This is a genomic window from Geminicoccus sp., assembly GCF_036263595.1.
In the GTDB taxonomy this organism is placed as follows: domain Bacteria; phylum Pseudomonadota; class Alphaproteobacteria; order Geminicoccales; family Geminicoccaceae; genus Geminicoccus.
On record NZ_DATAGQ010000191.1, the window covers coordinates 1 to 21,757 of the forward strand.

A 21,757-nucleotide genomic window follows, 5' to 3' on the forward strand; every position below is an offset into this window, starting at 1 on the left:
TCGAACCTGATCGCCGACCCGTCGGGCCGCGCCAGATCCTTCGCCGTCCGGACGATGACGGCCATGGCCACATCGCCCTTCTTCACTTTGCCGCGCGGTATGGCGTCCTTGATGGCCACGACAATGACGTCGCCCACCGAACCCCACCTACGATGCGAGCCACCCAGTACACGAATGCACTGGACCCGACGCGCTCCCGAGTTGTCGGCAACATCGAGATCGGTCTCGGGCATGATCATGATCTAGATCCTCACGCCTCTCCGGCCGGAGCCGCTGCGTCCTCGACCAGCACTTCCCAGCGCTTGCGCGCCGAGAGGGGCCGGCACTCACGGATCATGACGGTGTCGCCGATCTTGAACCGGTTCGACTCGTCGTGAGCCATGTATTTCTTCGTGCTCTTGATATATTTCTTGTAGAGCGGGTGCATCACGCGGCGCTCGACCTTGACCACCACGGTCTTGTCGGCGACGTCGCTCACCACCTGCCCTTGAAGTACCCGACGCGGCATCGCTCGTTCTCCTCAGGCGCCGGTCTTGGCCGCGACGGTCTGCTCGCGCAGCACCGTCTTGACCCGCGCAATGTCCCGGCGGACCTCACGGATCCGGGCGGTCCCTTCCAGCTGCCCGGTGGCCTTCTGGAAGCGCAGGTTGAACTGCTCCTTCTTCAGCCCGAGCAGGCGGTCGATCAGCGCCTTGCGGTCTTCACTACGAATATCCGAAACTTGCATCGCTCAGAGCTCCCGCTGCACGAAGCGGGCCTTGATCGGCAGCTTCGCTGCGCCCAGGGCGATCGCGGCTTCCGCCAGCTCTGGAGCCACGCCGTCGATCTCGAACATGATGCGGCCAGGCTTCACCCGGGCCACCCAGTACTCGACGGAGCCCTTGCCGGAGCCCATGCGGACCTCGGCCGGCTTCGTGGTGACCGGCACGTCCGGGAAGATCCGGATCCAGACGCGGCCAGCGCGCTTGAGATGACGGGTGATCGCACGCCGGGCCGATTCGATCTGCCGGGCGGTGATCCGCGCCGGCTCGACCGCCTTCAACCCGTAGGTGCCGAAGTTCAATTCCGCACCGCCCTTGGCCAGGCCATGGATGCGGCCCTTGAAGGCCTTGCGGAACTTGGTTCTCTTAGGTGACAGCATTGTTCGATCTCAACCCCTGGCCGGCGCTGCGTCGGCCATGCGCCGATCATACGCTGCCGGGTCATGTTCCATGATCTCGCCACGGAACACCCACACCTTGATTCCGTTCGTGCCGTACGGCGTATGGGCCGTCGCCTTCGCGAAATCGATGCTGGCGCGCAGCGTGTGCAACGGCACCCGACCCTCGCGATACCATTCGGAACGAGCGATCTCGGCACCGCCAAGGCGACCCGAGCAGCCCACCCGGATGCCGAGCGCGCCCAGGCGCATCGCCGCCTGCACGGCGCGCTTCATGGCGCGACGGAACGTCACGCGCCGAACCAGCTGCTGGGCAATGCTCTCGGCGATCAGCTTCGCGTCGAGTTCAGGCTTGCGGACCTCGACGATGTTCAGGTGCACGTCGGCCGAGCAGCGCTGCGCCACTTCGCGCCGCAGCACCTCGATCGCCTCGCCCTTCTTGCCGATGACCACGCCGGGACGCGCCGTGTAGATCATCACCCGGGCCTTCTTGGCCGGACGCTCGATCACGATGCGCGACACGCCCGCATTGGACAGGCGCTTTTCCAGATACTCGCGGATCTGGATGTCTTCCTTCAGCATCTTCGCGTAGCCGTTCTCCGCGAACCAACGCGAATCCCAGGTACGATTAATGCCCACCCGCAACCCGACGGGATTTACCTTCTGACCCATCAGGCCCTGCCCTCGCTCTGCTCACGGACGACGATCCGCAGGCGGCTGTAGCTCTTCTCCACACGCGCCGCCCGGCCGCGCGCACGCGGATGCAGGCGCTTCATCACGAAGCGCTTGCCCACGTAAGCCTCGGCCACGACCAACCGGTCCACGTCCAGATTGTGATTGTTCTCGGCGTTCGCAATGGCGCTCTTGAGGGTTTTCTGCACCTCGAGGGCGACTCGCTTGCGCGAGAACTCCAGCGCGGTCACGGCCCGTCCTGCGGACATGCCGCGGATCAGGCCAGCAACCAGGTCGAGTTTGCGGGGGCTGGAGCGGACCAGCGTGTCCTCGGCGAACGCTTCGTTCGCCGTGACCTTGCGCTCTGCTTTGGGCTTGCTCATCTCAGCCCCTCTTCGCCTTCTTGTCCGCGCCGTGGCCGGTAAAGGTCCGGGTCGGCGAGAACTCGCCGAACTTGTGACCCACCATGTTGTCCGTCACGTACACCGGCAGATGCTTCTTGCCGTTATGCACGGCGAAGGTGAGGCCGATGAACTCGGGCATGATCGTCGAGCGGCGCGACCAGATCTTGATGATCTCGTTGCGGCCCGAACGCCGTGCGGCATCCGCCTTCTTGAACAGATAGCCGTCGACGAACGGACCCTTCCAAACTGAACGGGCCACGCCTCAACCTCCACGCTTCTTGGCGACGTGCCTGGAGCGCACGATCATGTTGCTGGTACGCTTGTTCCGACGGGTCCGGTAGCCCTTGGTGGGCTGGCCCCATGGGCTCACGGGATGGCGACCGCCGGACGTCCGGCCCTCGCCACCACCGAGCGGATGATCGACCGGGTTCATCGCCACGCCACGAACAGTCGGACGCGTTCCCTTCCAGCGGGTGCGACCGGCCTTGCCCTGGTTCTCGTTCTGATGGTCCGGGTTGGACACGGCGCCGATCGAGGCCATGCAGGTCTGCAGGACCCGGCGGATCTCGCCGGAGTTCAGGCGGACCTGGCAGTAGTCGGCGTCGCGGCCGATCAGCTGGGCAAAAGCCCCGGCCGAACGCGCGATCTGCCCGCCCTTGCCCGGCTTCATCTCGACATTGTGGATGATCGTCCCGACCGGGATCGCCTTCAGTGGCGCCGCGTTGCCCGGCTTGATGTCGACCCGCTCGCCGGCCACCACCTTGTCGCCGGCACGCAGACGCTGCGGGGCCAGGATGTAGGCCTGCTCGCCGTCGGCATAGTTCACCAGCGCGATGAACGCCGTCCGGTTCGGATCGTACTCCAGCCGCTCCACCGTTCCGGCCACATCGAACTTGCGACGCTTGAAGTCGACGAGGCGATAGGTGCGCTTGTGCCCGCCGCCGATATGGCGGGTGGTGATACGGCCGAAATGATTGCGGCCACCGGACTTGGAAAGGCCTTCGGTCAGGTTCTTGACCGGCTTGCCCTTCCAGAGCTCCGACTTGTCGACCAGCACCAGCTCGCGCTGCGAGGGCGTGGTCGGGTTGTAGTTCTTGAGCGCCATCGCCTCAGATTCCCGTGGTCACGTCGATGGACTGACCGGCCGCGAGCGTCACGATCGCCTTCTTGACGTCGGAACGCTGGTAGGGCTTGCCCTTGAAGCGCTTGGTCTTGCCCTTGGTCACCATGGTGTTGACCGCGGTGACCTTGACGTTGAACAGCCCCTCGACCGCCTTCTTGATCTCCGGCTTGGCTGCATCCGGGCGCACGTTGAACGTGACCTGGTTCAGCTCCGAGATCCGGGTCGACTTCTCCGTCACCACCGGCGACAGGATGATGTCGTACATGCGTTCCTGGTTCATGCCAGGCGCTCCTGCAATTCCTGGGCGGCGGCGCGGCTGATGACCAGCTGGTCGCTTCGCAGGATGTCGTAGACGTTCGCACCGATCGACGGGAGGACATCCACGGCGGTCAGGTTGCGCGAGGCGAGCGCAAAGTTGAGCTGCAGCTCGGCCGGACCGACGAACAGGACCTTCTCCAGGCCCAGCTTGCCGAGGCGCGCCAGCAGCTCCTTCGTGCGGGGCTGGTCCAGTTCGAGCTTGTCGACCACGACCAGCTTGCCGTTCTTCGCCTTGTCCGAGAGAGCCATCCGCAGCCCGAGCGCCCGGACCTTCTTCGGAAGGTCGATCGCATGGTCACGCGGCGTCGGCCCATGGGCACGACCGCCGGTCCGGAAGATCGGCGCGCGCTTGTTGCCGTGGCGGGCACGGCCAGTGCCCTTCTGCTTGTAGATCTTGGCGGTCGAGCCGGCGACTTCGCCGCGGCTCTTCACCTTGTGCGTGCCGGCCCTGCGCTTGGCCAGCTGCCAGAGGACGACACGTTGAAGGATGTCCGCGCGCGGCTCGAGACCGAACACCGAATCGGCGAGGTCGATCGTGCCGGCGTCTTCCGCATCCAGCGTCTTGACGGCGATCTGCATCATTCGGCTCCCACAGCGAGCAGGCCCGCCGGATAGGGGGCTTCCTTGGGCATCGCCTTCTTCACGGCGTCACGTACACGAACCCAGGCGCCCTCGGCGCCAGGTACCGCGCCCTTCACCAGGATCAGGCCCCGCTCCTCGTCCACGCCGAACACTTCCAGGTTCAGCACGGTCCGCTGCTTGGCACCCATGTGCCCGGCCATCTTCTTGCCGGGAAAGGTGCGGCCCGGATCCTGCCGGTTGCCGGTCGAACCATGGGAGCGGTGCGAGACCGACACGCCATGCGTCGCGCGCAGGCCGCCAAAATTGTGCCGCTTCATGACGCCGGCGAAGCCGCGGCCGATCGAGACGCCGGTGACGTCCACGAACTGGCCCTCGACGAAATGCTCGACCGAAAGACGGACGCCGACATCCAGCACCGCGTCGTCGGAGACGCGGAACTCGCCGACATGCGCCTTCGGCTCGACCTTTGCCTTGGCGAAGTGGCCGCGCATCGGCTTCGTCACATTCTTGGCACTTTTCGCGCCTACACCGAGCTGGACGGCGACATAGCCGTCCTTCTCCTTGGTACGAACGCCGACGACCTCACAGTCCTCGACCTTCAGCACGGTCACCGGCACGTGACTTCCGTCAACGCCGAACAACCGAGTCATGCCCAGCTTCTGGGCCAGGAGCCCCGTACGCATTCCTCAGGCCCTCAGAGCTTGATCTCGACGTCCACGCCCGAGGCCAGGTCGAGCTTCATCAGCGCGTCCACGGTCTGGGGGGTGGGGTCGACGATGTCGAGAAGGCGCTTGTGCGTCCGGATTTCGAACTGCTCACGGCTCTTCTTGTCGACATGCGGTGAACGGTTCACCGTGAACTTCTCGATGCGGTTCGGCAGCGGGATCGGGCCGCGCACGCGCGCCCCGGTCCGCTTCGCCGTCCCGACAATTTCCCTCACCGACTGATCGAGCACGCGGTGATCGAAAGCCTTGAGCCGAATTCTGATATTCTGCGCGTCCATGGTCGGACGATCCCCGCGTATTCTTGAAGCGTTACTGGATCACGTTGGCGACGACGCCGGCACCGACGGTACGGCCGCCTTCGCGGATGGCAAAGCGCAGGCCCTGCTCCATGGCGATGGGGGCGATCAGCGTCACCACCATCGTCACGTTGTCGCCGGGCATCACCATCTCGGTGCCTTCCGGCAGTTCCACCGACCCCGTCACGTCCGTCGTGCGGAAGTAGAACTGCGGACGGTAGTTGCCGAAGAACGGCGTGTGCCGGCCACCTTCTTCCTTGGTCAGCACATAGGTCTCGGCCGTGAACTTGGTGTGCGGCGTGATCGTGCCGGGCTTGCACAGGACCTGCCCGCGCTCCACGTCGTCGCGCTTGGTGCCGCGCAGAAGCACGCCGACATTGTCGCCCGCCTCGCCGCGATCCAGCAGCTTGCGGAACATCTCGACACCCGTGCAGGTCGTCTTCGTCGTGGGCTTGATCCCCACGATCTCGACTTCCTCGCCCACCTTCACCACGCCGCGCTCGACACGGCCCGTCACCACCGTGCCACGGCCCGAGATCGAGAACACGTCCTCGATCGGCATCAGGAACGGCTTGTCCACCGCACGCTCCGGCTGCGGGATGTACGCATCCACCGCATCCATCAGCTCGATGATCTTCGACTTGCCGAGTTCGTCGTCCTTGCCTTCCAGCGCCGCCAGCGCCGATCCCTTGATGATCGGGATGTCGTCGCCGGGGAAGTTGTACTTCGACAAGAGCTCCCGGACCTCCAGCTCCACCAGCTCGAGCAGCTCCGGGTCGTCCACCATGTCGACCTTGTTCAAGAACACCACCAGCGCCGGCACGCCCACCTGGCGCGCCAAGAGGATGTGCTCACGGGTCTGCGGCATCGGCCCGTCCGCCGCCGAGACCACCAGGATCGCGCCATCCATCTGCGCCGCACCCGTGATCATGTTCTTCACGTAGTCGGCATGGCCGGGGCAGTCGACATGCGCATAATGGCGCTTGGCCGTCTCGTACTCCACATGCGCCGTGTTGATCGTGATCCCGCGCGCCTTCTCCTCCGGCGCCTTGTCGATCTGGTCGTACGCCGTAAACGCCGCCCCACCCGTCTCCGCCAGAATCTTCGTGATCGCCGCCGTCAACGTGGTCTTGCCATGATCCACGTGACCAATCGTTCCAATGTTCGCGTGCGGCTTCGTCCGCTTGAACGTCTCTTTGGCCATCGTCTCTGCCCCTCGTCAGTCCATCAACCTGAGACGTCTCAGGCGTACTTGGCGCGGATTTCGTCAGCGACCATCTGCGGCACCGGCGCATAATGGTCGAAATGCATGGTGAACTGGGCGCGGCCCTGCGAGAGCGAACGCAGCGAGTTCACGTAGCCGAACATGGTCGCCAGCGGGACCATGGCCTTGATCACCTGCGCGTTGCCACGGGGCTCCATGCCAGTGATCTGGCCTCGACGGCTGTTCAGGTCGCCGATGATGTCGCCCATATACTCGTCAGGTGTCACCGCCTCGACCCGCATGATCGGCTCCAGGAGCTGCGGACCGGCCTTGGCCGCCCCTTCCCTGAAGGCCGCCCGCGACGCGATCTCGAAGGCCAGTGCCGACGAGTCCACCTCATGGTAGGCGCCGTCGACCAGCTCGATCTTGATGTCAGTCATCGGGAAGCCGGCGATCACGCCGTTGTTCATGCAGCTCTCGAGGCCCTTCTGGACGCCCGGGATGTACTCCTTCGGTACAGCACCGCCGACGATCTTGCTGTCGAACTCGAAACCCTTGCCCTTCTCGTTGGGCGAGATCACGAGCTTCACCCGCGCGAACTGACCAGTACCACCAGTCTGCTTCTTGTGGGTGTAGTCGACCGTGGCCGGCTTGGTCAGGGTCTCACGGTAGGCCACCTGCGGCGCACCGACATTGGCCTCGACCTTGAACTCGCGACGCATGCGGTCGACGAGGATCTCCAGATGGAGTTCGCCCATGCCCTTGATGAGGGTCTGGCCGGATTCCTGGTCGGTCGCTACGCGGAAGGACGGGTCCTCCTGCGCCAGCTTGTTCAGCGCCAGGCCCATCTTCTCCTGGTCGGCCTTCGACTTCGGCTCGACCGCGACCTCGATGACCGGCTCCGGGAACTCCATCCGTTCCAGGATGATCGGTTTGTCGGCATCCGCCAGCGTATCGCCGGTGGTGGTGCCCTTCAGGCCCACCAGCGCCACGATGTCCCCGGTCCGGGCTTCCTTCAGCTCCTCGCGGCTGTTCGCATGCATCAGCAGAATACGGCCGATGCGCTCGCGCGCATTCTTGGTCGTGTTCTGCAGGTACGAACCGCCCTCGAGCCGGCCGGAATAGATCCGGATGAAGGTCAGCGTGCCGACGAACGGGTCGGTCATGATCTTGAACGCCAGCGCCGAGAACGGCGCCTCGTCGTCGATCTTGCGGGTTGCCTCGGCCTCGCTGCGCGGATCAATGCCGACGATCTCCGGCACATCGAGCGGCGACGGCAGGAAGTCCACGACCGCGTCGAGCAGGGACTGCACACCCTTGTTCTTGAACGCGGAGCCGCACAGCACCGGCACGAAGTTGAAGCCGGTGGCACCCTTGCGCAGGCAGCGGATCAGAGTCGCCTCGTCGGGCTCCTCGCCACCGAAATACGCTTCCAGGGCGGTATCATCCGTCTCCACGGCCGCCTCGACCAGCAGCTGCCGGTACTCTGCCGCCTTGTCCTTGAGCGACGCCGGGATCTCTTCCAGCGTGTACTCGGCACCCATCGTCTCGTCGCGCCAGACCACCGCCTTCATGCGGATCAGGTCGACGTTGCCGATATACTCGGACTCGGCGCCGATCGGCAGGTTCAGCACGACCGGCTTGGCGCCCAGGCGATCCCGGATCTCGTTCACGCAGCGGTAAAAGTCAGCGCCGATCCGGTCCATCTTGTTGACGAAGCAGATCCGCGGCACGCGGTACTTGTCGGCCTGGCGCCACACCGTCTCCGACTGCGGCTCCACACCGGCCACCGAGTCGAACACCGCGACAGCACCGTCGAGCACGCGCAGCGACCGCTCGACTTCGATCGTGAAGTCGACGTGGCCGGGCGTGTCGATGATGTTGATGCGATGGTCCCGCCAATAGCAGGTCGTCGCCGCTGAGGTGATGGTGATGCCGCGCTCTTGCTCCTGCTCCATCCAGTCCATCGTCGCCGTGCCTTCATGCACTTCGCCGATCTTGTAGGACTTGCCGGTGTAGAAGAGCACGCGCTCGGTCGTCGTCGTCTTGCCGGCATCGATGTGGGCCATGATGCCGATGTTACGATAGCGATCGAGCGGAATGGTGCGAGCCATGATCGTTTCCGGACCGTTCCGTGCCGATTACCAGCGATAATGCGAAAAGGCGCGATTGGCTTCCGCCATGCGCAGCGTGTCTTCACGCTTCTTGACGGCCGCCCCGCGATTCTGGGCAGCGTCCAGCAGCTCCGCGGCCAGACGATCTGTCATCGTCTTCTCCGAGCGCTTCTGGGCCGTTCCGATGATCCACCGGATCGCCAGCGCCTGACGGCGGACATCGCGCACTTCGACAGGCACCTGGTAGGTGGCACCGCCAACGCGGCGCGAGCGCACTTCCAGAGCCGGCGCGACGTTGCCGAGCGCTTCGTGGAACATCTCGATCGGATCGCCACCGCCACGCTGCTGGAGCTTATCCAGGGCAGCGTAGACCGAGGCCTCGGCAACAGACTTCTTGCCGTCCAGCATCACGGAGTTGATGAACTTGGCCAGGATCACGTCCCCGAACTTCGGATCGGGGAGGACCTCACGGCGCTCTGCAGCACGACGACGCATCTTCAGAAACCCTTATGGCCGATCACTTCGGACGCTTGACGCCGTACTTGGAACGGCCCTGCTTACGGTTCTTCACGCCCTGGGCGTCCAGGACACCGCGCAGCGTGTGGTAGCGGACACCGGGAAGGTCCTTGACGCGGCCACCACGGATCAGGACCACCGAGTGCTCCTGAAGGTTGTGGCCCTCGCCAGGGATATAGCTGGTGACTTCGAAACCATTGGTCAGCCGCACACGGCAGACCTTACGAAGCGCCGAGTTCGGCTTCTTCGGGGTCGTGGTGTAGACGCGGGTGCAAACACCGCGCTTCTGCGGGCAGCCTTCCAGGGCTGGCACCTTGTTGCGCTTCGGCTTGCTTGTCCGGCCCGTGCGGACCAACTGGTTGATCGTCGGCATCTCGTCTTTGTCTCGCCCTGTCCGAAGTGCGCGTTCCACGAAGCAAGTTTGGCCGCTCGGCGTTAGCCAAGCCGCCTGAGAGAACCGGCAGGAATGCACCCGAACAAACGACCCTGCGTCTGGCCAGTTGTTGGCCACCACCAGGCTCGAACATGAAAAGGTGCGCGGCTTCTACCGGCCTACCGCCCCGCCGTCAAGTGCCTGCGCCCGCTGCGGTGATCCGCAGCGGGCGCAGGGTAGTCATGCAGCGCCGATTTCGCCCATGGCGAAGCCGCGCTCGCTGTCGAGCTCCCGCGGCGGCGCGAACTTCGCGTCGTTCGCGGTGTCCTTGCGCAGACGCGGCAGGACGCCACCGGTGCCGGCCGGGATCAGCCGGCCGACGATGACGTTCTCCTTCAGACCATTCAATCCGTCGACCTTGCCGGCGAAGGCCGCCTCGGTCAGTACGCGCGTCGTCTCCTGGAAGGAAGCCGCCGACACGAAAGACTGGGTCTGCAGGCTCGCCTTGGTGATGCCCTGCAGGACGGCCCGGTACACGGCCGGGCGCTTGTCCTCCGTCAGCATCCGGGCGTTCACCTGGTCGAACTCGATCTTGTCGACCTGCTCGCCCACGAGGAAGGTCGTGTCGCCCGGATCGGCGATCTCGACCTTCTGCAGCATCTGCCGGACGATGACCTCGACATGCTTGTCGTTGATCTTCACGCCCTGCAGTTTGTAGACGTCCTGGATCTCCGCGACCAGGAACTGCGCCAAGGCTTCCACCCCGAGCACCCGCAGGATGTCGTGCGGCACCGGGTTGCCGTCGACGATCGGATCGCCGGGCTTGGTGACGTCGCCTTCCTGCACGCTGACCTGACGCCCCTTCGGGATCAGATACTCCACCGGCTCCTGATCCGGGTCGAGCGGGATCAGCCGCAGGCGGCGCTTGTTCTTGTAGTCCTTGCCGAACTCCACGCGGCCCTCCAGCTCGGCGATGATCGCCGGGTCCTTCGGACGACGCGCTTCGAACAGCTCGGCCACGCGCGGCAGGCCGCCCGTGATGTCGCGGGTCTTGGACGCTTCCTTCGGCAGACGCGCCAGCACGTCGCCGGGATGGATCAAGTCGCCGTTCTCGACCGACAGGATCCCGCCCAGCGGCATGAAGTAGCGTGCCTCGTTGCCCGATGGCAGCGTCACCGGCTTGCCGCTCTCGTCCTCGATGATCACCGACGGCCGCAGGCTGGCCGAGCGTGCGGACTGCCGGTAGTCGACAATCTCCTTGCTCGACTTGCCGGTCGTCTCGTCGATGACGTCGCGGTAGGTGATGCCCTCGATCATGTCGTGGAACACTGCCTTGCCGGCCGTTTCCGACACGACCGGAACGGTGTGCGGATCCCACTCGGCCAGACGCTGCTCCTTCTCCACCTTCGAGTCCGGTTCGACCAGCAGGCGGGTACCGTTCGCCAGGCGATGGCGGACACGCTCGCGGCCGACCTCGTCGTAGATGACCAGTTCGGAGTTGCGGCCCAGCACGACCTGACGGCCCTTGGTGTCACGGACCAGGCGTGGGTTGGTGATCTTGACCGAGCCTGCCACCGCCGATTCGATCGAGCTCTGCTCCGCCTGGCCCTGTGCGGCACCACCGATATGGAAGGTGCGCATCGTCAGCTGCGTGCCGGGCTCGCCGATCGACTGGGCGGCGATGACACCGACGGCTTCACCGATGTTCACGGCCGTGCCGCGGGCAAGGTCACGCCCGTAGCACTTGCCGCACACGCCGCCAAAGCTGTCGCAGGTCAGGACCGAGCGCACGCGCACCGACGACACGCCGCTGGCATCGACCAGCCGAACTTCCGGCTCCTCGAACAGCGTGTTGCGCGTCACCAGTACATCGCCCGACTTCGGATCGATCACGTCCTCGGCCGAGGTACGGCCCAGGATGCGCTCGCCCAGATCGTCCGCCACCTGCCCGGCATTGATCGAGGCGCTGAGCGTGATGAAGCGCTCGGTGCCGCAATCCTCCTCGACGATGATGCAGTCCTGCGCGACGTCGACCAGACGACGGGTCAGGTAGCCCGAGTTCGCAGTCTTCAAGGCGGTGTCGGCCAGTCCCTTGCGGGCGCCGTGCGTGGAGTTGAAGTACTCCAGCACCGACAGGCCTTCCTTGAAGTTCGAGATGATCGGGTTCTCGATGATCTCGCCCGAAGGCTTGGCCATCAACCCGCGCATGCCGGCCAGCTGCTTGATCTGCGCCGCCGAGCCACGCGCACCCGAGTCGGCCATCATGAAGATGGAGTTCGGCTGCTTGTACCTGCCGTTCGCATCCGGCACCGAGTGCACGGCCCGGATGGCCTTCATCATCTCGTCGGACACCTTGTCCGAGCACTGCTGCCAGGCGTCGACGACCTTGTTGTACTTCTCACCCTTGGTGATGAGACCGTCCGAGTACTGCTGCTCGTACTGCTTCACCAGTTCCTGGGTCTGGCCGATCAGCCGATCCTTGCTCGCCGGGATGACCATGTCGTCCTTGCCGAACGAGATGCCAGCCTTGGCCGCATTCGAGAAGCCCAGCACCATCATCCGGTCGGCGAAGATCACGGTCTCCTTCTGACCGCAATGACGGTAGACCTCGTCGATGACCTGGCTGACCTCCTTCTTCGTCAACGTCCGATTGAACAGACGCTCGAAGCTGACCTTCGGGTTCTGCGGCAGCACTTCGTAGAGCAGCATGCGTCCAGGCGTCGTGTCGACGACCTTCGGCAGCAAGGTGCCGTCCGGCTGCGCCACCGTGATGCGTGCCTTGATCTTGGCATGCATGCTCACCGCGCGCGCGGAGAGCGCGTGCTGGATCTCGGCGAGGTTGGAGAAGGCCATGCCCTCGCCCTTCTCGTTCGGGATCTCGAGCGAGAGGTAGTACAGGCCCAAAACGATGTCCTGGGTCGGCACGATGATGGGCTTACCGTTGGCCGGGCTCAGGATGTTGTTGGTCGACATCATGAGCACGCGGGCTTCGAGCTGGGCCTCCAGCGAGAGCGGCACGTGGACCGCCATCTGGTCGCCGTCGAAGTCCGCGTTGAAGGCGGTGCAGACCAGCGGGTGCAGCTGGATCGCCTTGCCCTCGATCAGCACCGGCTCGAACGCCTGGATGCCCAGACGGTGCAGCGTCGGCGCCCGGTTGAGCATGACCGGATGCTCGCGGATCACCTGCTCCAGGATGTCCCAGACCTCGGGCCGCTCCTTCTCGACCATGCGCTTGGCGGCCTTGATCGTCTGCGCCATGCCGAACAGCTCGAGCTTCGCGTAGACGAACGGCTTGAACAGCTCGAGCGCCATCTTCTTCGGCAGGCCGCACTGGTGGAGCTTCAGCTCCGGGCCCACCACGATCACCGATCGGCCGGAATAGTCGACGCGCTTGCCGAGCAGGTTCTGGCGGAAGCGGCCCTGCTTGCCCTTCAGCATGTCCGAGAGCGACTTCAGCGGGCGCTTGTTAGCGCCCGTGATGACGCGGCCGCGGCGGCCGTTGTCGAACAGCGCGTCGACGGCCTCCTGCAGCATGCGCTTCTCGTTGCGCACGATGATGTCCGGCGCCCGCAGCTCGATCAGCCGCTTGAGGCGGTTGTTCCGGTTGATCACGCGGCGGTACAGGTCGTTCAGGTCCGAGGTCGCGAACCGGCCTCCGTCGAGCGGGACGAGCGGACGCAGTTCCGGCGGGATCACCGGAACGACCTCCATGACCATCCACTCGGGCTTGTTGCCCGATTCGAGGAACACCTCGACCATCTTCAGGCGCTTGACGAGCTTCTTGCGCTTTGCTTCGGAGCTAGTCTCGGCCAAGTCAGCACGCAGCTGGTCGCGCGCTTCCGGCAGGTCGATGCGCTTGAGCATGTCGCGCACGGCCTCGGCACCGATGCCGACCGTGAACGAGTCCTCGCCGAATTCGTCGCGATGACGCAGCACCTGGTCCTCGCTGAGCAGCTCATGCAGCTTCAGCGGGGTCAGGCCCGGCTCGACCACGACGAACTGTTCGAAGTAGAGGACGCGCTCCAGCTCCCGCAGCGACATGTCGAGCAGGATGCCGATCCGTGACGGGACCGACTTCAGGAACCAGATATGCGCGACCGGGGCCGCCAGCTCGATATGGCCCATGCGCTCGCGCCGGACCTTCGACTGGATGACCTCGACGCCGCACTTCTCGCAGACGATGCCTTTGTACTTCATGCGCTTGTACTTGCCGCACAAGCACTCGTAATCCTTGATCGGCCCAAAGATCTTCGCGCAGAACAGGCCATCACGCTCCGGCTTGAAGGTCCGGTAGTTGATGGTTTCCGGCTTGCGCACCTCGCCGTAGGACCATTCCCGAATCTGGTCGGGGCTGGCGATGGAGATCCGAATCTCGTCGAACTTCTGGCCAGCCGCCGGCTGACCAAAGAGATACATGAGATCGTTCATCTGGACCGTCTCTCGCTCATCCGCATAGGGAAATGAAAAACATGGACAGGCGGGATGTCCCGCCTGTCCATGGCCGCTGCTCAGTCTTCGTTGGTCGACTGCAGCTGGACGTTCAGCGCCAGGGCCTGCAGCTCCTTGACGAGCACGTTGAAGCTTTCCGGAATACCGGCCTCGAACGTGTCCTCGCCCCGGACGATGGCCTCGTAGATCTTCGTACGGCCGGACACGTCGTCGGACTTCACCGTCAACATCTCCTGCAGGGTGTACGAAGCGCCATAGGCCTGCAGCGCCCAGCACTCCATCTCGCCGAAGCGCTGTCCGCCGAACTGCGCCTTGCCGCCCAGCGGCTGCTGGGTGACGAGCGAGTACGGACCGACCGACCGGGCGTGGATCTTGTCATCCACGAGATGGCCCAGCTTCAGCATGTAGATGTAGCCGACCGTCACCTGTCGGTCGAAGGGCTCGCCGGTCCGACCATCATATAGCTGGGATTGCCCGGAAGCATGGCAACCGGCGTCCTCCAGCATCTTGACGATATCGGCCTCGTGCGCCCCGTCGAACACCGGCGTCGCAATCGGCACACCCTCGCGCAGGTTCTCGCCGAGCTCGCGCAGTTCCTCGTCCGAATACTGCCCGAGTTCCTCGGTCGTTGCCTGCCCGTAGACTCCGCCCAACCGCTCCACGAGGCGGTCGCGGCCGTGCTCCTCGTTGTAGCGGTCGACCAGTTCACCGATCTGCCGGCCCAGGTTGGCGCAAGCCCAGCCCAGATGGGTCTCCAGGATCTGGCCTACGTTCATGCGCGACGGCACGCCCAGCGGGTTCAGCACGAGGTCGACGGGCGTGCCGTCTTCCAGGTGCGGCATGTCCTCGACCGGCGCAATCTTGGAGATCACGCCCTTGTTGCCGTGCCGGCCGGCCATCTTGTCGCCCGGCTGCAGCTTGCGCTTCACCGCCACGAACACCTTGACCATCTTCAAGACGCCCGGAGGCATCTCGTCGCCGCGCTGCAGCTTCTCGACCTTGCTCTCGAACCGATCGACCAGCGCCTTGGTGCCGTCGTCCAGCTGGCGCTTGAGCGCCTGGATCTCGGTCATCCGCTCGGCATCGTCGACGCCGAACTCCCACCACTGCCGCTTCGGACGGTCCAATGCTGCCGCATCGATCGCTACGTTGGTGCGCACGCCCTTGGGCGCCGCCGTAGCAATCTGGTCTTCGAGCAGCTCGCGCAGGCGGCTGTAGACGTTGCGCTCCAGGATGGCGCGCTCGTCGTCCCGGTCCTTTGCCAGGCGCTCGATTTCGGAACGCTCAATCGCGATCGCGCGCTCGTCCTTCTCCACGCCGCGGCGGTTGAAGACGCGCACCTCGACGACCGTGCCCTGCACGCCCGGCGGCACCTTCAAGGAGGTGTCACGGACGTCGTGGGCCTTCTCGCCGAAGATCGCGCGGAGCAGCTTCTCTTCCGGCGTCATCGGGGTCTCGCCCTTCGGCGTGACCTTGCCCACCAGGATGTCGGCCGCCTTCACCTCGGCACCGATATAGACGATGCCGGCTTCATCCAGGTTGCGCAGCGCTTCTTCCGACACGTTCGGAATGTCGCGGGTAATCGCTTCCGGCCCGAGCTTGGTGTCGCGGGCCATCACCTCGAACTCCTCGATATGGATCGAGGTGAAGATGTCGTCCCGGACGATCCGCTCGGAGATGAGGATCGAGTCTTCGAAGTTGTAGCCGTTCCAGGGCATGAACGCGACCAGCGCGTTGAAGCCCAGGGCCAACTCGCCCAGCTGCGTCGACGGACCGTCGGCCACGATGTCCTGCGCGCGCACGACGTCGCCCACCTTCACCAGCGGACGCTGGTTGATGCAGGTGTTCTGGTTCGAGCGCTGGAACTTCTTGAGCCGGTAGATGTCGACCACGCCCTCGCCGCGCGCGTTCTCGTCGGTCACCCGGATGACGATTCGCGAGCCGTCAACCTGGTCCACCACGCCGCCGCGCCTGGCCACGATGGCAGCCCCGGAGTCACGTGCCGCGATCTCCTCCATGCCGGTACCGACATAGGGAGCCGCCGCACGCACCAGCGGCACGGCCTGGCGCTGCATGTTCGAGCCCATCAGCGCGCGGTTCGCATCGTCGTTCTCCAGGAACGGGATGAGCGCCGCGGCCACCGACACGAGCTGCTTGGGCGACACGTCGATCATCTCGACGTTCTCGGGCTTGACCAGCACGAACTCGCCGTTCTGCCGGCAGGCGATGAACTCGCCGGCCAGCGTTCCGTCCTCGTTCAGCTTCGAATTCGCCTGCGCGATCGTGTAGCGTCCCTCTTCCATGGCGGAGAGGTAGATCACGTCGCCGACGATCCGGGCACCCTCAACCCGGCGGTACGGGCTCTCGATGAAGCCGTACTTGTTGATACGGGCGTAGGTCGCGAGGCTGTTGATCAGGCCGATGTTCGGGCCTTCCGGCGTTTCGATCGGGCAGATCCGGCCATAATGGGTCGGATGCACGTCGCGCACCTCGAAGCCGGCACGCTCGCGGGTGAGACCACCCGGCCCGAGCGCCGAGAGACGACGCTTGTGCGTGATCTCGGAAAGCGGGTTGGTCTGGTCCATGAACTGCGAGAGCTGCGAGGAGCCGAAGAACTCGCGCACCGCGGCCGCGACCGGCTTGGCGTTGATCAGGTCGTGCGGCATCGCCGCGTCGATCTCGACCGACGACATGCGCTCGCGCACGGCGCGCTCCATGCGGAGCAGGCCGATGCGGAACTGGTTCTCCATGAGCTCGCCGACCGACCGGACCCGGCGATTGCCGAGATGGTCGATGTCGTCGATCTCGCCCCGGCCGTCCTTGATCTCGATCAGCATCTTGACCACGGCCAGGATGTCTTCCTGGCGGAGCACGCGGAGCGTGTCCTCAGTCTCCATGCCGAGACGCATGTTCATCTTCACGCGGCCAACCGCGGAAAGATCATAGCGCTCGTTGTCGAAGAACAGGCTGTTGAAGAGAGCCTCGGCCGTGTCCAGCGTCGGCGGCTCGCCCGGGCGCAGCACCCGGTAGATCTCGAGCAGCGCGTCGTCGCGGTTCTGCGAGCGGTCCAGCGCCAGCGTGTTGCGCAGGTACGGGCCGATCGTCATGTGGTCGATGTCGAGGATCGGGAGCTCCTCGATCCCCGCATTGATCAGCTTCTCGATCGACACGCCGGTGAGCTCGTCACCGGCCTCGACGAAGACCAGGCCGTTGCTCTCGTCGATGACGTCGCGCGCCACGAACTTGCCGATCAGGTCCTCGGCCGAGACGAACACCTCGGTCAGGCCCTGCTCGGCCAGCTTGCGGATCAGGCGCGGGGTCAGCTTGGTGCCGGCCTCGGCGACCGTCTCGCCGGTGGAGGCATCCACCAGGTCGGTCGTGAGCTTCTGGCCCGTCATGCGCTGGCCGTTGAACGCCGTGCGCCAGCCCTTACCGGAGCGGAAGTACGGCAATTCGTTGTAGAAGTGCGCCAGGATCTGCTCCTGGTCCAGGCCCAGGGCCAGCAGCAGCGCCGTCACCGGCAGCTTGCGGCGGCGGTCGATGCGGACGTGCACCAGGTCCTTGCTGTCGAACTCGAAGTCCAGCCAGGAGCCGCGGTACGGGATCACCCGCGCCGAGTAGAGGTACTTGCCGGAGCTGTGCGTCTTGCCGCGGTCGTGGTCGAAGAACACGCCCGGGCTGCGATGCATCTGCGAGACGATCACGCGCTCGGTGCCGTTGACCACGAACGTGCCGTTCTCGGTCATGAGCGGCATGTCGCCCATGTAGACGTCCTGCTCCTTGATGTCCCGGACGGAACGGGAGCCGGTCTCCTCGTCCACGTCCCAGACGATCAGGCGCAGCGTGACACGCAGCGGTGCGGCATAGGTCATGCCCCGCTGGTGGCACTCGTCCACGTCGTACTTGGGCTCTTCCAGCTCGTACTTGACGAAGTCCAGCGCAGCCCGATCGGCGAAGTCCTTGATCGGGAACACCGACCGGAACACTTCCTCCAGTCCATGCAGGACCCGGTCCGCGTGCCGCGTGTCGCGCTGCAAGAACGCCTCGTAGGACTGACGCTGAACCTCGATGAGGTTCGGCATCACGGCGATCTCGGGAATGCGACCGAAGCTCTTGCGGATCCGTCTGCGAGCGGTGAACGTCTGGGGCATGACGGGCCTTCGCTGATCGAAACTGGAAACGGGCCGGAAGGCGCGGAGCCTTCCAGCATATAAGAGATCAACCGGGAATTGCCACCCGCGTGGCGATGCCGGCAGCGCCGAAAGCCGTCGGTGCGCGCACCGACGGCTTCAGGACAAAAAGACGAGTCGCGGCGCGACTGGAGATTACTTGATCTCCACGGTGGCGCCGGCACCCTCGAGCTGAGCCTTGATCTTGGCGGCCTCGTCCTTCGACACGGCCTCCTTGACGGCCTTGGGAGCCGCTTCGACCAGGTCCTTGGCTTCCTTCAGGCCAAGGCTCGTGATCGCGCGCACTTCCTTGATCACGTTGATCTTCTGAGCACCGGCGCTGGCCAGGATCACGTCGAACTCGGTCTGCTCCTCGACCGGAGCGGCCGGCGCGGCGGCACCACCGCCAGCGGCGACGGCGGCGACCGGCGCCGCGGCCGAGACGCCCCACTTCTCCTCGAGGAGCTTCGCCAGTTCGGCAGCCTCGAGAACGGTCAGGCTCGACAGGTCCTCGACGATCTGATGCAGGTTCGCCATAACGACTTCTACTCCACTACCTTCACGCGCGGTCCACTCGGACCACAATGTTCACCGCAGGTCCGCCTGGACCCCAAAATGCCTCGAGCGGATCAGCCCTGATCGCTCTTTGCCCGAAGCAGACGGGCGAGCTGTCCGCCCGGCGCCTGCAACACACCCACGAGACGCGAGGCCGGGGTATTGATGATCGCGATGAGCTTCGCCCGGAGATCGTCCAGCGACGGCAGCTCGGCCAGCGCTCTCACCTGGTCGGCCGAAAGGATCGACCCGGAAAGACCACCGCCAACGATCTGAAGCTTGTCGTTCTTCTTGGCATAGTCGACCGCCACCTTGGCGGCCGCCACCGGATCGCGCGAGTACGCGACCGCGGTCGGTCCCTTGAAGAGCGGCACGAGACCAGCAAAGCCGGTGTCCGCCAATGCGAGGGCGGTCAACCGGTTCTTGGTCACCTTGAACGAGCAACCCTGCTGCCGCATCTGCGACCGCAACGTCGACATCTCGGGAACGGTCATGCCACGATACTGCGTGACGACCACCACTCCCGTTTCCTTGAACACAGCGTTCAGGTCTGTGATGACCTGCGCTTTCTCAGCTCGAAGCACCAGAGCCTCCGATGCACTTGGTCCGGACGACCCGAAGTCGATCCCGACCGGGCTCCTAGTCTCAATGGCGTGACGCAATCGGCACGCCGAACGGCACCGTCATCCTGACGACGGCGCTGACGAGCCGGACGGTGCGTCTTGCGAGACGCAGCAACTTAATCAGCTGCGGCGTGAATGCAAGAGGTTCCGTAGGCTCGTGCAGCGATTATCCGAGGATGCCGCCCACCTCGAGCTTCACCCCCGGCCCCTGCGTGGAGCTGAGGTGAGCGCGCTTGAGGTAGGTTCCCTTGGCCCCGCTCGGCCGCGCCTTCGTCACCGCGTCGACGATCGCCTTCACGTTGTCGACCAGCTTGTCCTCGTCGAAGGAGGCCTTGCCCACGCCCGCGTGAATGATGCCGGCCTTCTCGACGCGGAACTGCACCTGGCCGCCCTTGGCGTCACGCACGGCCTGGGTGACGTTCGGTGTGACCGTGCCGAGCTTCGGATTCGGCATCAGCCCACGGGGACCGAGCACGCGGCCCAGCCGCCCGACCACGCCCATCATGTCGGGGGTGGCGATGCAGCGGTCGAAGTCGATCTGGCCGCCCTGGATCGCTTCCGCGAGATCCTCGGCACCCACGATGTCGGCGCCGGCAGCACGGGCCTCCTCGGCCTTGTCGCCCTTGGCGAATACTGCGACCCGCAGCGTCTTGCCCGTGCCGTGCGGCAGGTTGACCGTGCCGCGGACCATCTGGTCGGCATGGCGCGGATCGACGCCCAGGTTCATCGACAGCTCGATCGTCTCGTCGAACTTCGCCGTGGCGTTGCCCTTCACGAGGCTGACCGCCTCGGGAAGGTCGTAGAGCTTGGCGCGGTCGACGCTGCCCGCGGCCTTGGTTAGCCGCTTACCCTTCGCCATGATCGTTACTCCGTCACGCCCAGGCCCATGGACCGCGCCGACCCGACGATCATCTTCGTCGCTGCGTCGAGGTCGTGGGCGTTCAGGTCCTTCATCTTCTTCTCGGCGATCTCACGGCACTGGGCCATGGAGACCTGGCCGGCATTCGCGCCGCGGCCGGGAGTCTTGCTCGCCGACTTGAGGTTCGCTGCCTGCTTGAGGAAGAACGAGACCGGGGGGGTCTTGATCACGAAGGTGAAGGTGCGATCGCCGAACGCGGTGATGATCACCGGCAGCGGCGTGCCGACCTCGACATTCTGCGTCTCTGCATTGAACTTCTTGCAGAAGTCCATGATGTTCAGGCCGCGCTGACCCAGGGCCGGGCCGATCGGCGGGCTCGGGTTGGCCTTGCCTGCGGGTACCTGCAGCTTGATGTACCCGGTGATCTTCTTTGCCAAACAATCACTCCTTCATCAGAGCTTAGCGGTTCGACGCCCCGGCTTTCCAGGGCTCCCGCGCCTTCCGGTCAGACCTTCTCGACCTGACCGAATTCCAGATCGACCGGGGTGGCCCGGCCGAAGATCGAGACGGAGACCTTGAGGCGCTGCTTCGCCTCGTCGACCTCCTCGACCGTTCCGTTGAACGAGGCGAACGGTCCGTCCGCCACGCGAATCTGTTCACCGATCACGAAAGCCACGGTGGACTTCGGATGCTCGGTGCCCTCCTGGATCTGCTGGTGGATCCGAAGCGCCTCGGCTTCCGGGATCGACTGCGGCTTGCCGCTGCCCCCAAGGAAGCCGGTCACCTTCGGAATGTTCCGGACCAGCGACCATGTCTCGTCGTTGAGGTCCATCTTCACGAGCACGTAGCCCGGGAAGAACTTGCGCTCGGACGGCACCTTCTTGCCGCGCTTGACCTCGACGATCTCCTCCATCGGCACGAGGATCTCTTCGAAGGCCTCGCTGAGCCCCTTCTGAGCGCTCTGCTCCTGGATCGCCTCGCGGACCTTCTTCTCGAAGCCCGAGTAGACGTGGATGATGTACCACTTCTTCGACATCAGACCCCCAGGCCGAGGATCAGACGGATCGCGTACGAAATGATCTGATCGACGAGGAAGAAGAAGATCGCGGCGACGGCCGACATCGCGAGCACGCTCGCGGTCGTGTAGAGCGTCTCCTTGCGCGACGGCCAGGTGACCCTGGCCATCTCCTGGCGCACTTCCCGGAGGAACTGCGCGGGCGAAACTCTCACCATCCGTGCTCGGATCCCGTTGGGTTGATCAGGTGCTGGCAGGAGCGGAGGGGCTCGAACCCCCAACCCCCGGTTTTGGAGACCGGTGCTCTACCAATTGAGCTACGCTCCTGCACCACCTATCGCCACGGTCGAGACCGCAACGAAGGGTACGCTTGCCGTCACCAGCCTGCGTGGCGGCTGTCTCTAGCGAGAACCGGCCCGGGCTGCAAGCGGCAGCGTACGAACGGCAGCGACATCGTGACGACGATGCCGCTGCCGGAGAAAGTTTACTGGATCACGTTGGCGACGACGCCGGCACCGACGGTACGGCCGCCTTCGCGGATGGCAAAGCGCAGGCCCTGCTCCATGGCGATGGGGGCGATCAGCGTCACCACCATCGTCAC

At 64.9% G+C, this 21,757-nt stretch carries 24 protein-coding genes, 1 tRNA gene and 1 pseudogene; all 26 read right to left on the reverse strand.

What is annotated here, in order from left to right:
• Nucleotides 1-239, reverse strand: a 239-nt coding sequence (locus VHL31_RS20135) for an uL14 family ribosomal protein (RefSeq protein WP_329663028.1), incomplete at its 3' end; no start/stop codon positions are given.
• An 11-nt stretch (nucleotides 240-250) separates the two neighbouring features.
• Nucleotides 251-508: a 30S ribosomal protein S17 gene (gene rpsQ / locus VHL31_RS20140; RefSeq protein WP_329663029.1), complete on the reverse strand. Its 258-nt coding sequence runs from the start codon at nucleotides 506-508 to the stop codon at nucleotides 251-253.
• 12 nt (nucleotides 509-520) lie between these two features.
• Nucleotides 521-727: a 50S ribosomal protein L29 gene (gene rpmC, locus VHL31_RS20145; RefSeq protein WP_329663030.1), complete on the reverse strand. Its 207-nt coding sequence runs from the start codon at nucleotides 725-727 to the stop codon at nucleotides 521-523.
• Nucleotides 728-730: 3 nt separating this feature from the next.
• Nucleotides 731-1,141, reverse strand: a complete 411-nt coding sequence (rplP, locus tag VHL31_RS20150) for a 50S ribosomal protein L16 (protein WP_329663031.1) — start codon at nucleotides 1,139-1,141, stop codon at nucleotides 731-733.
• A gap of 9 nt (nucleotides 1,142-1,150) precedes the next feature.
• Nucleotides 1,151-1,831, reverse strand: coding sequence for a 30S ribosomal protein S3 (gene rpsC / locus VHL31_RS20155; protein WP_329663032.1), 681 nt, complete (start codon nucleotides 1,829-1,831; stop codon nucleotides 1,151-1,153).
• Nucleotides 1,831-2,214 carry a 50S ribosomal protein L22 gene (gene rplV / locus VHL31_RS20160; RefSeq protein ID WP_329663033.1) on the reverse strand — a complete coding sequence of 128 codons (384 nt, stop codon included), beginning with the start codon at nucleotides 2,212-2,214 and terminating at the stop codon, nucleotides 1,831-1,833. The genes rpsC and rplV overlap by 1 nt, the downstream gene beginning before the upstream one ends.
• A gap of 1 nt (nucleotide 2,215) precedes the next feature.
• The gene (rpsS, locus tag VHL31_RS20165; protein ID WP_329663034.1) at nucleotides 2,216-2,494 is read right to left on the reverse strand and encodes a 30S ribosomal protein S19; all 279 of its coding nucleotides are present in this window, start codon (nucleotides 2,492-2,494) and stop codon (nucleotides 2,216-2,218) included.
• Between the two features lie 3 nt (nucleotides 2,495-2,497).
• Complete coding sequence (rplB, locus tag VHL31_RS20170) at nucleotides 2,498-3,340, reverse strand: 50S ribosomal protein L2 (protein ID WP_329663035.1); 843 nt, start codon at nucleotides 3,338-3,340, stop codon at nucleotides 2,498-2,500.
• Nucleotides 3,341-3,344: 4 nt separating this feature from the next.
• Nucleotides 3,345-3,638 carry a 50S ribosomal protein L23 gene (locus VHL31_RS20175; RefSeq protein WP_329663036.1) on the reverse strand — a complete coding sequence of 98 codons (294 nt, stop codon included), beginning with the start codon at nucleotides 3,636-3,638 and terminating at the stop codon, nucleotides 3,345-3,347.
• Nucleotides 3,635-4,255, reverse strand: coding sequence for a 50S ribosomal protein L4 (gene rplD, locus VHL31_RS20180; RefSeq protein ID WP_349262501.1), 621 nt, complete (start codon nucleotides 4,253-4,255; stop codon nucleotides 3,635-3,637). Before rplD ends, VHL31_RS20175 begins: the two co-directional genes overlap by 4 nt.
• On the reverse strand, nucleotides 4,255-4,941 hold the full coding sequence (gene rplC / locus VHL31_RS20185; RefSeq protein ID WP_329663038.1) for a 50S ribosomal protein L3: 687 nt from the start codon (nucleotides 4,939-4,941) through the stop codon (nucleotides 4,255-4,257). Before rplC ends, rplD begins: the two co-directional genes overlap by 1 nt.
• Nucleotides 4,942-4,952: 11 nt before the next feature.
• The gene (rpsJ, locus tag VHL31_RS20190) at nucleotides 4,953-5,261 is read right to left on the reverse strand and encodes a 30S ribosomal protein S10 (RefSeq protein ID WP_329663039.1); all 309 of its coding nucleotides are present in this window, start codon (nucleotides 5,259-5,261) and stop codon (nucleotides 4,953-4,955) included.
• Between the two features lie 31 nt (nucleotides 5,262-5,292).
• On the reverse strand, nucleotides 5,293-6,483 hold the full coding sequence (gene tuf / locus VHL31_RS20195; protein WP_329663040.1) for an elongation factor Tu: 1,191 nt from the start codon (nucleotides 6,481-6,483) through the stop codon (nucleotides 5,293-5,295).
• 38 nt (nucleotides 6,484-6,521) lie between these two features.
• Nucleotides 6,522-8,597 carry an elongation factor G gene (fusA, locus tag VHL31_RS20200; RefSeq protein WP_329663041.1) on the reverse strand — a complete coding sequence of 692 codons (2,076 nt, stop codon included), beginning with the start codon at nucleotides 8,595-8,597 and terminating at the stop codon, nucleotides 6,522-6,524.
• Nucleotides 8,598-8,624: 27 nt separating this feature from the next.
• Entirely contained in the window at nucleotides 8,625-9,092 is a 468-nt protein-coding gene (rpsG, locus tag VHL31_RS20205) for a 30S ribosomal protein S7 (RefSeq protein ID WP_329663042.1), read from the reverse strand.
• Nucleotides 9,093-9,114: 22 nt separating this feature from the next.
• On the reverse strand, nucleotides 9,115-9,486 hold the full coding sequence (gene rpsL / locus VHL31_RS20210) for a 30S ribosomal protein S12 (RefSeq protein WP_027134780.1): 372 nt from the start codon (nucleotides 9,484-9,486) through the stop codon (nucleotides 9,115-9,117).
• 240 nt (nucleotides 9,487-9,726) lie between these two features.
• Entirely contained in the window at nucleotides 9,727-13,914 is a 4,188-nt protein-coding gene (rpoC, locus tag VHL31_RS20215) for a DNA-directed RNA polymerase subunit beta' (RefSeq protein ID WP_329663043.1), read from the reverse strand.
• 80 nt (nucleotides 13,915-13,994) lie between these two features.
• Complete coding sequence (gene rpoB, locus VHL31_RS20220) at nucleotides 13,995-18,086, reverse strand: DNA-directed RNA polymerase subunit beta (protein WP_329663044.1); 4,092 nt, start codon at nucleotides 18,084-18,086, stop codon at nucleotides 13,995-13,997.
• A gap of 174 nt (nucleotides 18,087-18,260) precedes the next feature.
• Nucleotides 18,261-18,641 carry a 50S ribosomal protein L7/L12 gene (gene rplL / locus VHL31_RS20225; protein WP_329663045.1) on the reverse strand — a complete coding sequence of 127 codons (381 nt, stop codon included), beginning with the start codon at nucleotides 18,639-18,641 and terminating at the stop codon, nucleotides 18,261-18,263.
• A gap of 92 nt (nucleotides 18,642-18,733) precedes the next feature.
• Nucleotides 18,734-19,243, reverse strand: coding sequence for a 50S ribosomal protein L10 (rplJ, locus tag VHL31_RS20230; RefSeq protein ID WP_329663046.1), 510 nt, complete (start codon nucleotides 19,241-19,243; stop codon nucleotides 18,734-18,736).
• Nucleotides 19,244-19,448: 205 nt separating this feature from the next.
• The gene (rplA, locus tag VHL31_RS20235) at nucleotides 19,449-20,141 is read right to left on the reverse strand and encodes a 50S ribosomal protein L1 (protein WP_329663047.1); all 693 of its coding nucleotides are present in this window, start codon (nucleotides 20,139-20,141) and stop codon (nucleotides 19,449-19,451) included.
• 5 nt (nucleotides 20,142-20,146) lie between these two features.
• Nucleotides 20,147-20,578: a 50S ribosomal protein L11 gene (rplK, locus tag VHL31_RS20240; RefSeq protein ID WP_329663048.1), complete on the reverse strand. Its 432-nt coding sequence runs from the start codon at nucleotides 20,576-20,578 to the stop codon at nucleotides 20,147-20,149.
• Between the two features lie 68 nt (nucleotides 20,579-20,646).
• Nucleotides 20,647-21,177, reverse strand: a complete 531-nt coding sequence (gene nusG, locus VHL31_RS20245; protein ID WP_329663049.1) for a transcription termination/antitermination protein NusG — start codon at nucleotides 21,175-21,177, stop codon at nucleotides 20,647-20,649.
• Complete coding sequence (gene secE / locus VHL31_RS20250; RefSeq protein WP_329663050.1) at nucleotides 21,177-21,374, reverse strand: preprotein translocase subunit SecE; 198 nt, start codon at nucleotides 21,372-21,374, stop codon at nucleotides 21,177-21,179. The genes nusG and secE overlap by 1 nt, the downstream gene beginning before the upstream one ends.
• A 33-nt stretch (nucleotides 21,375-21,407) precedes the next feature.
• Nucleotides 21,408-21,483, reverse strand: a tRNA-Trp gene (locus VHL31_RS20255).
• A gap of 157 nt (nucleotides 21,484-21,640) precedes the next feature.
• Nucleotides 21,641-21,757, reverse strand: a pseudogene (locus VHL31_RS20260) (elongation factor Tu); the annotation flags it as partial.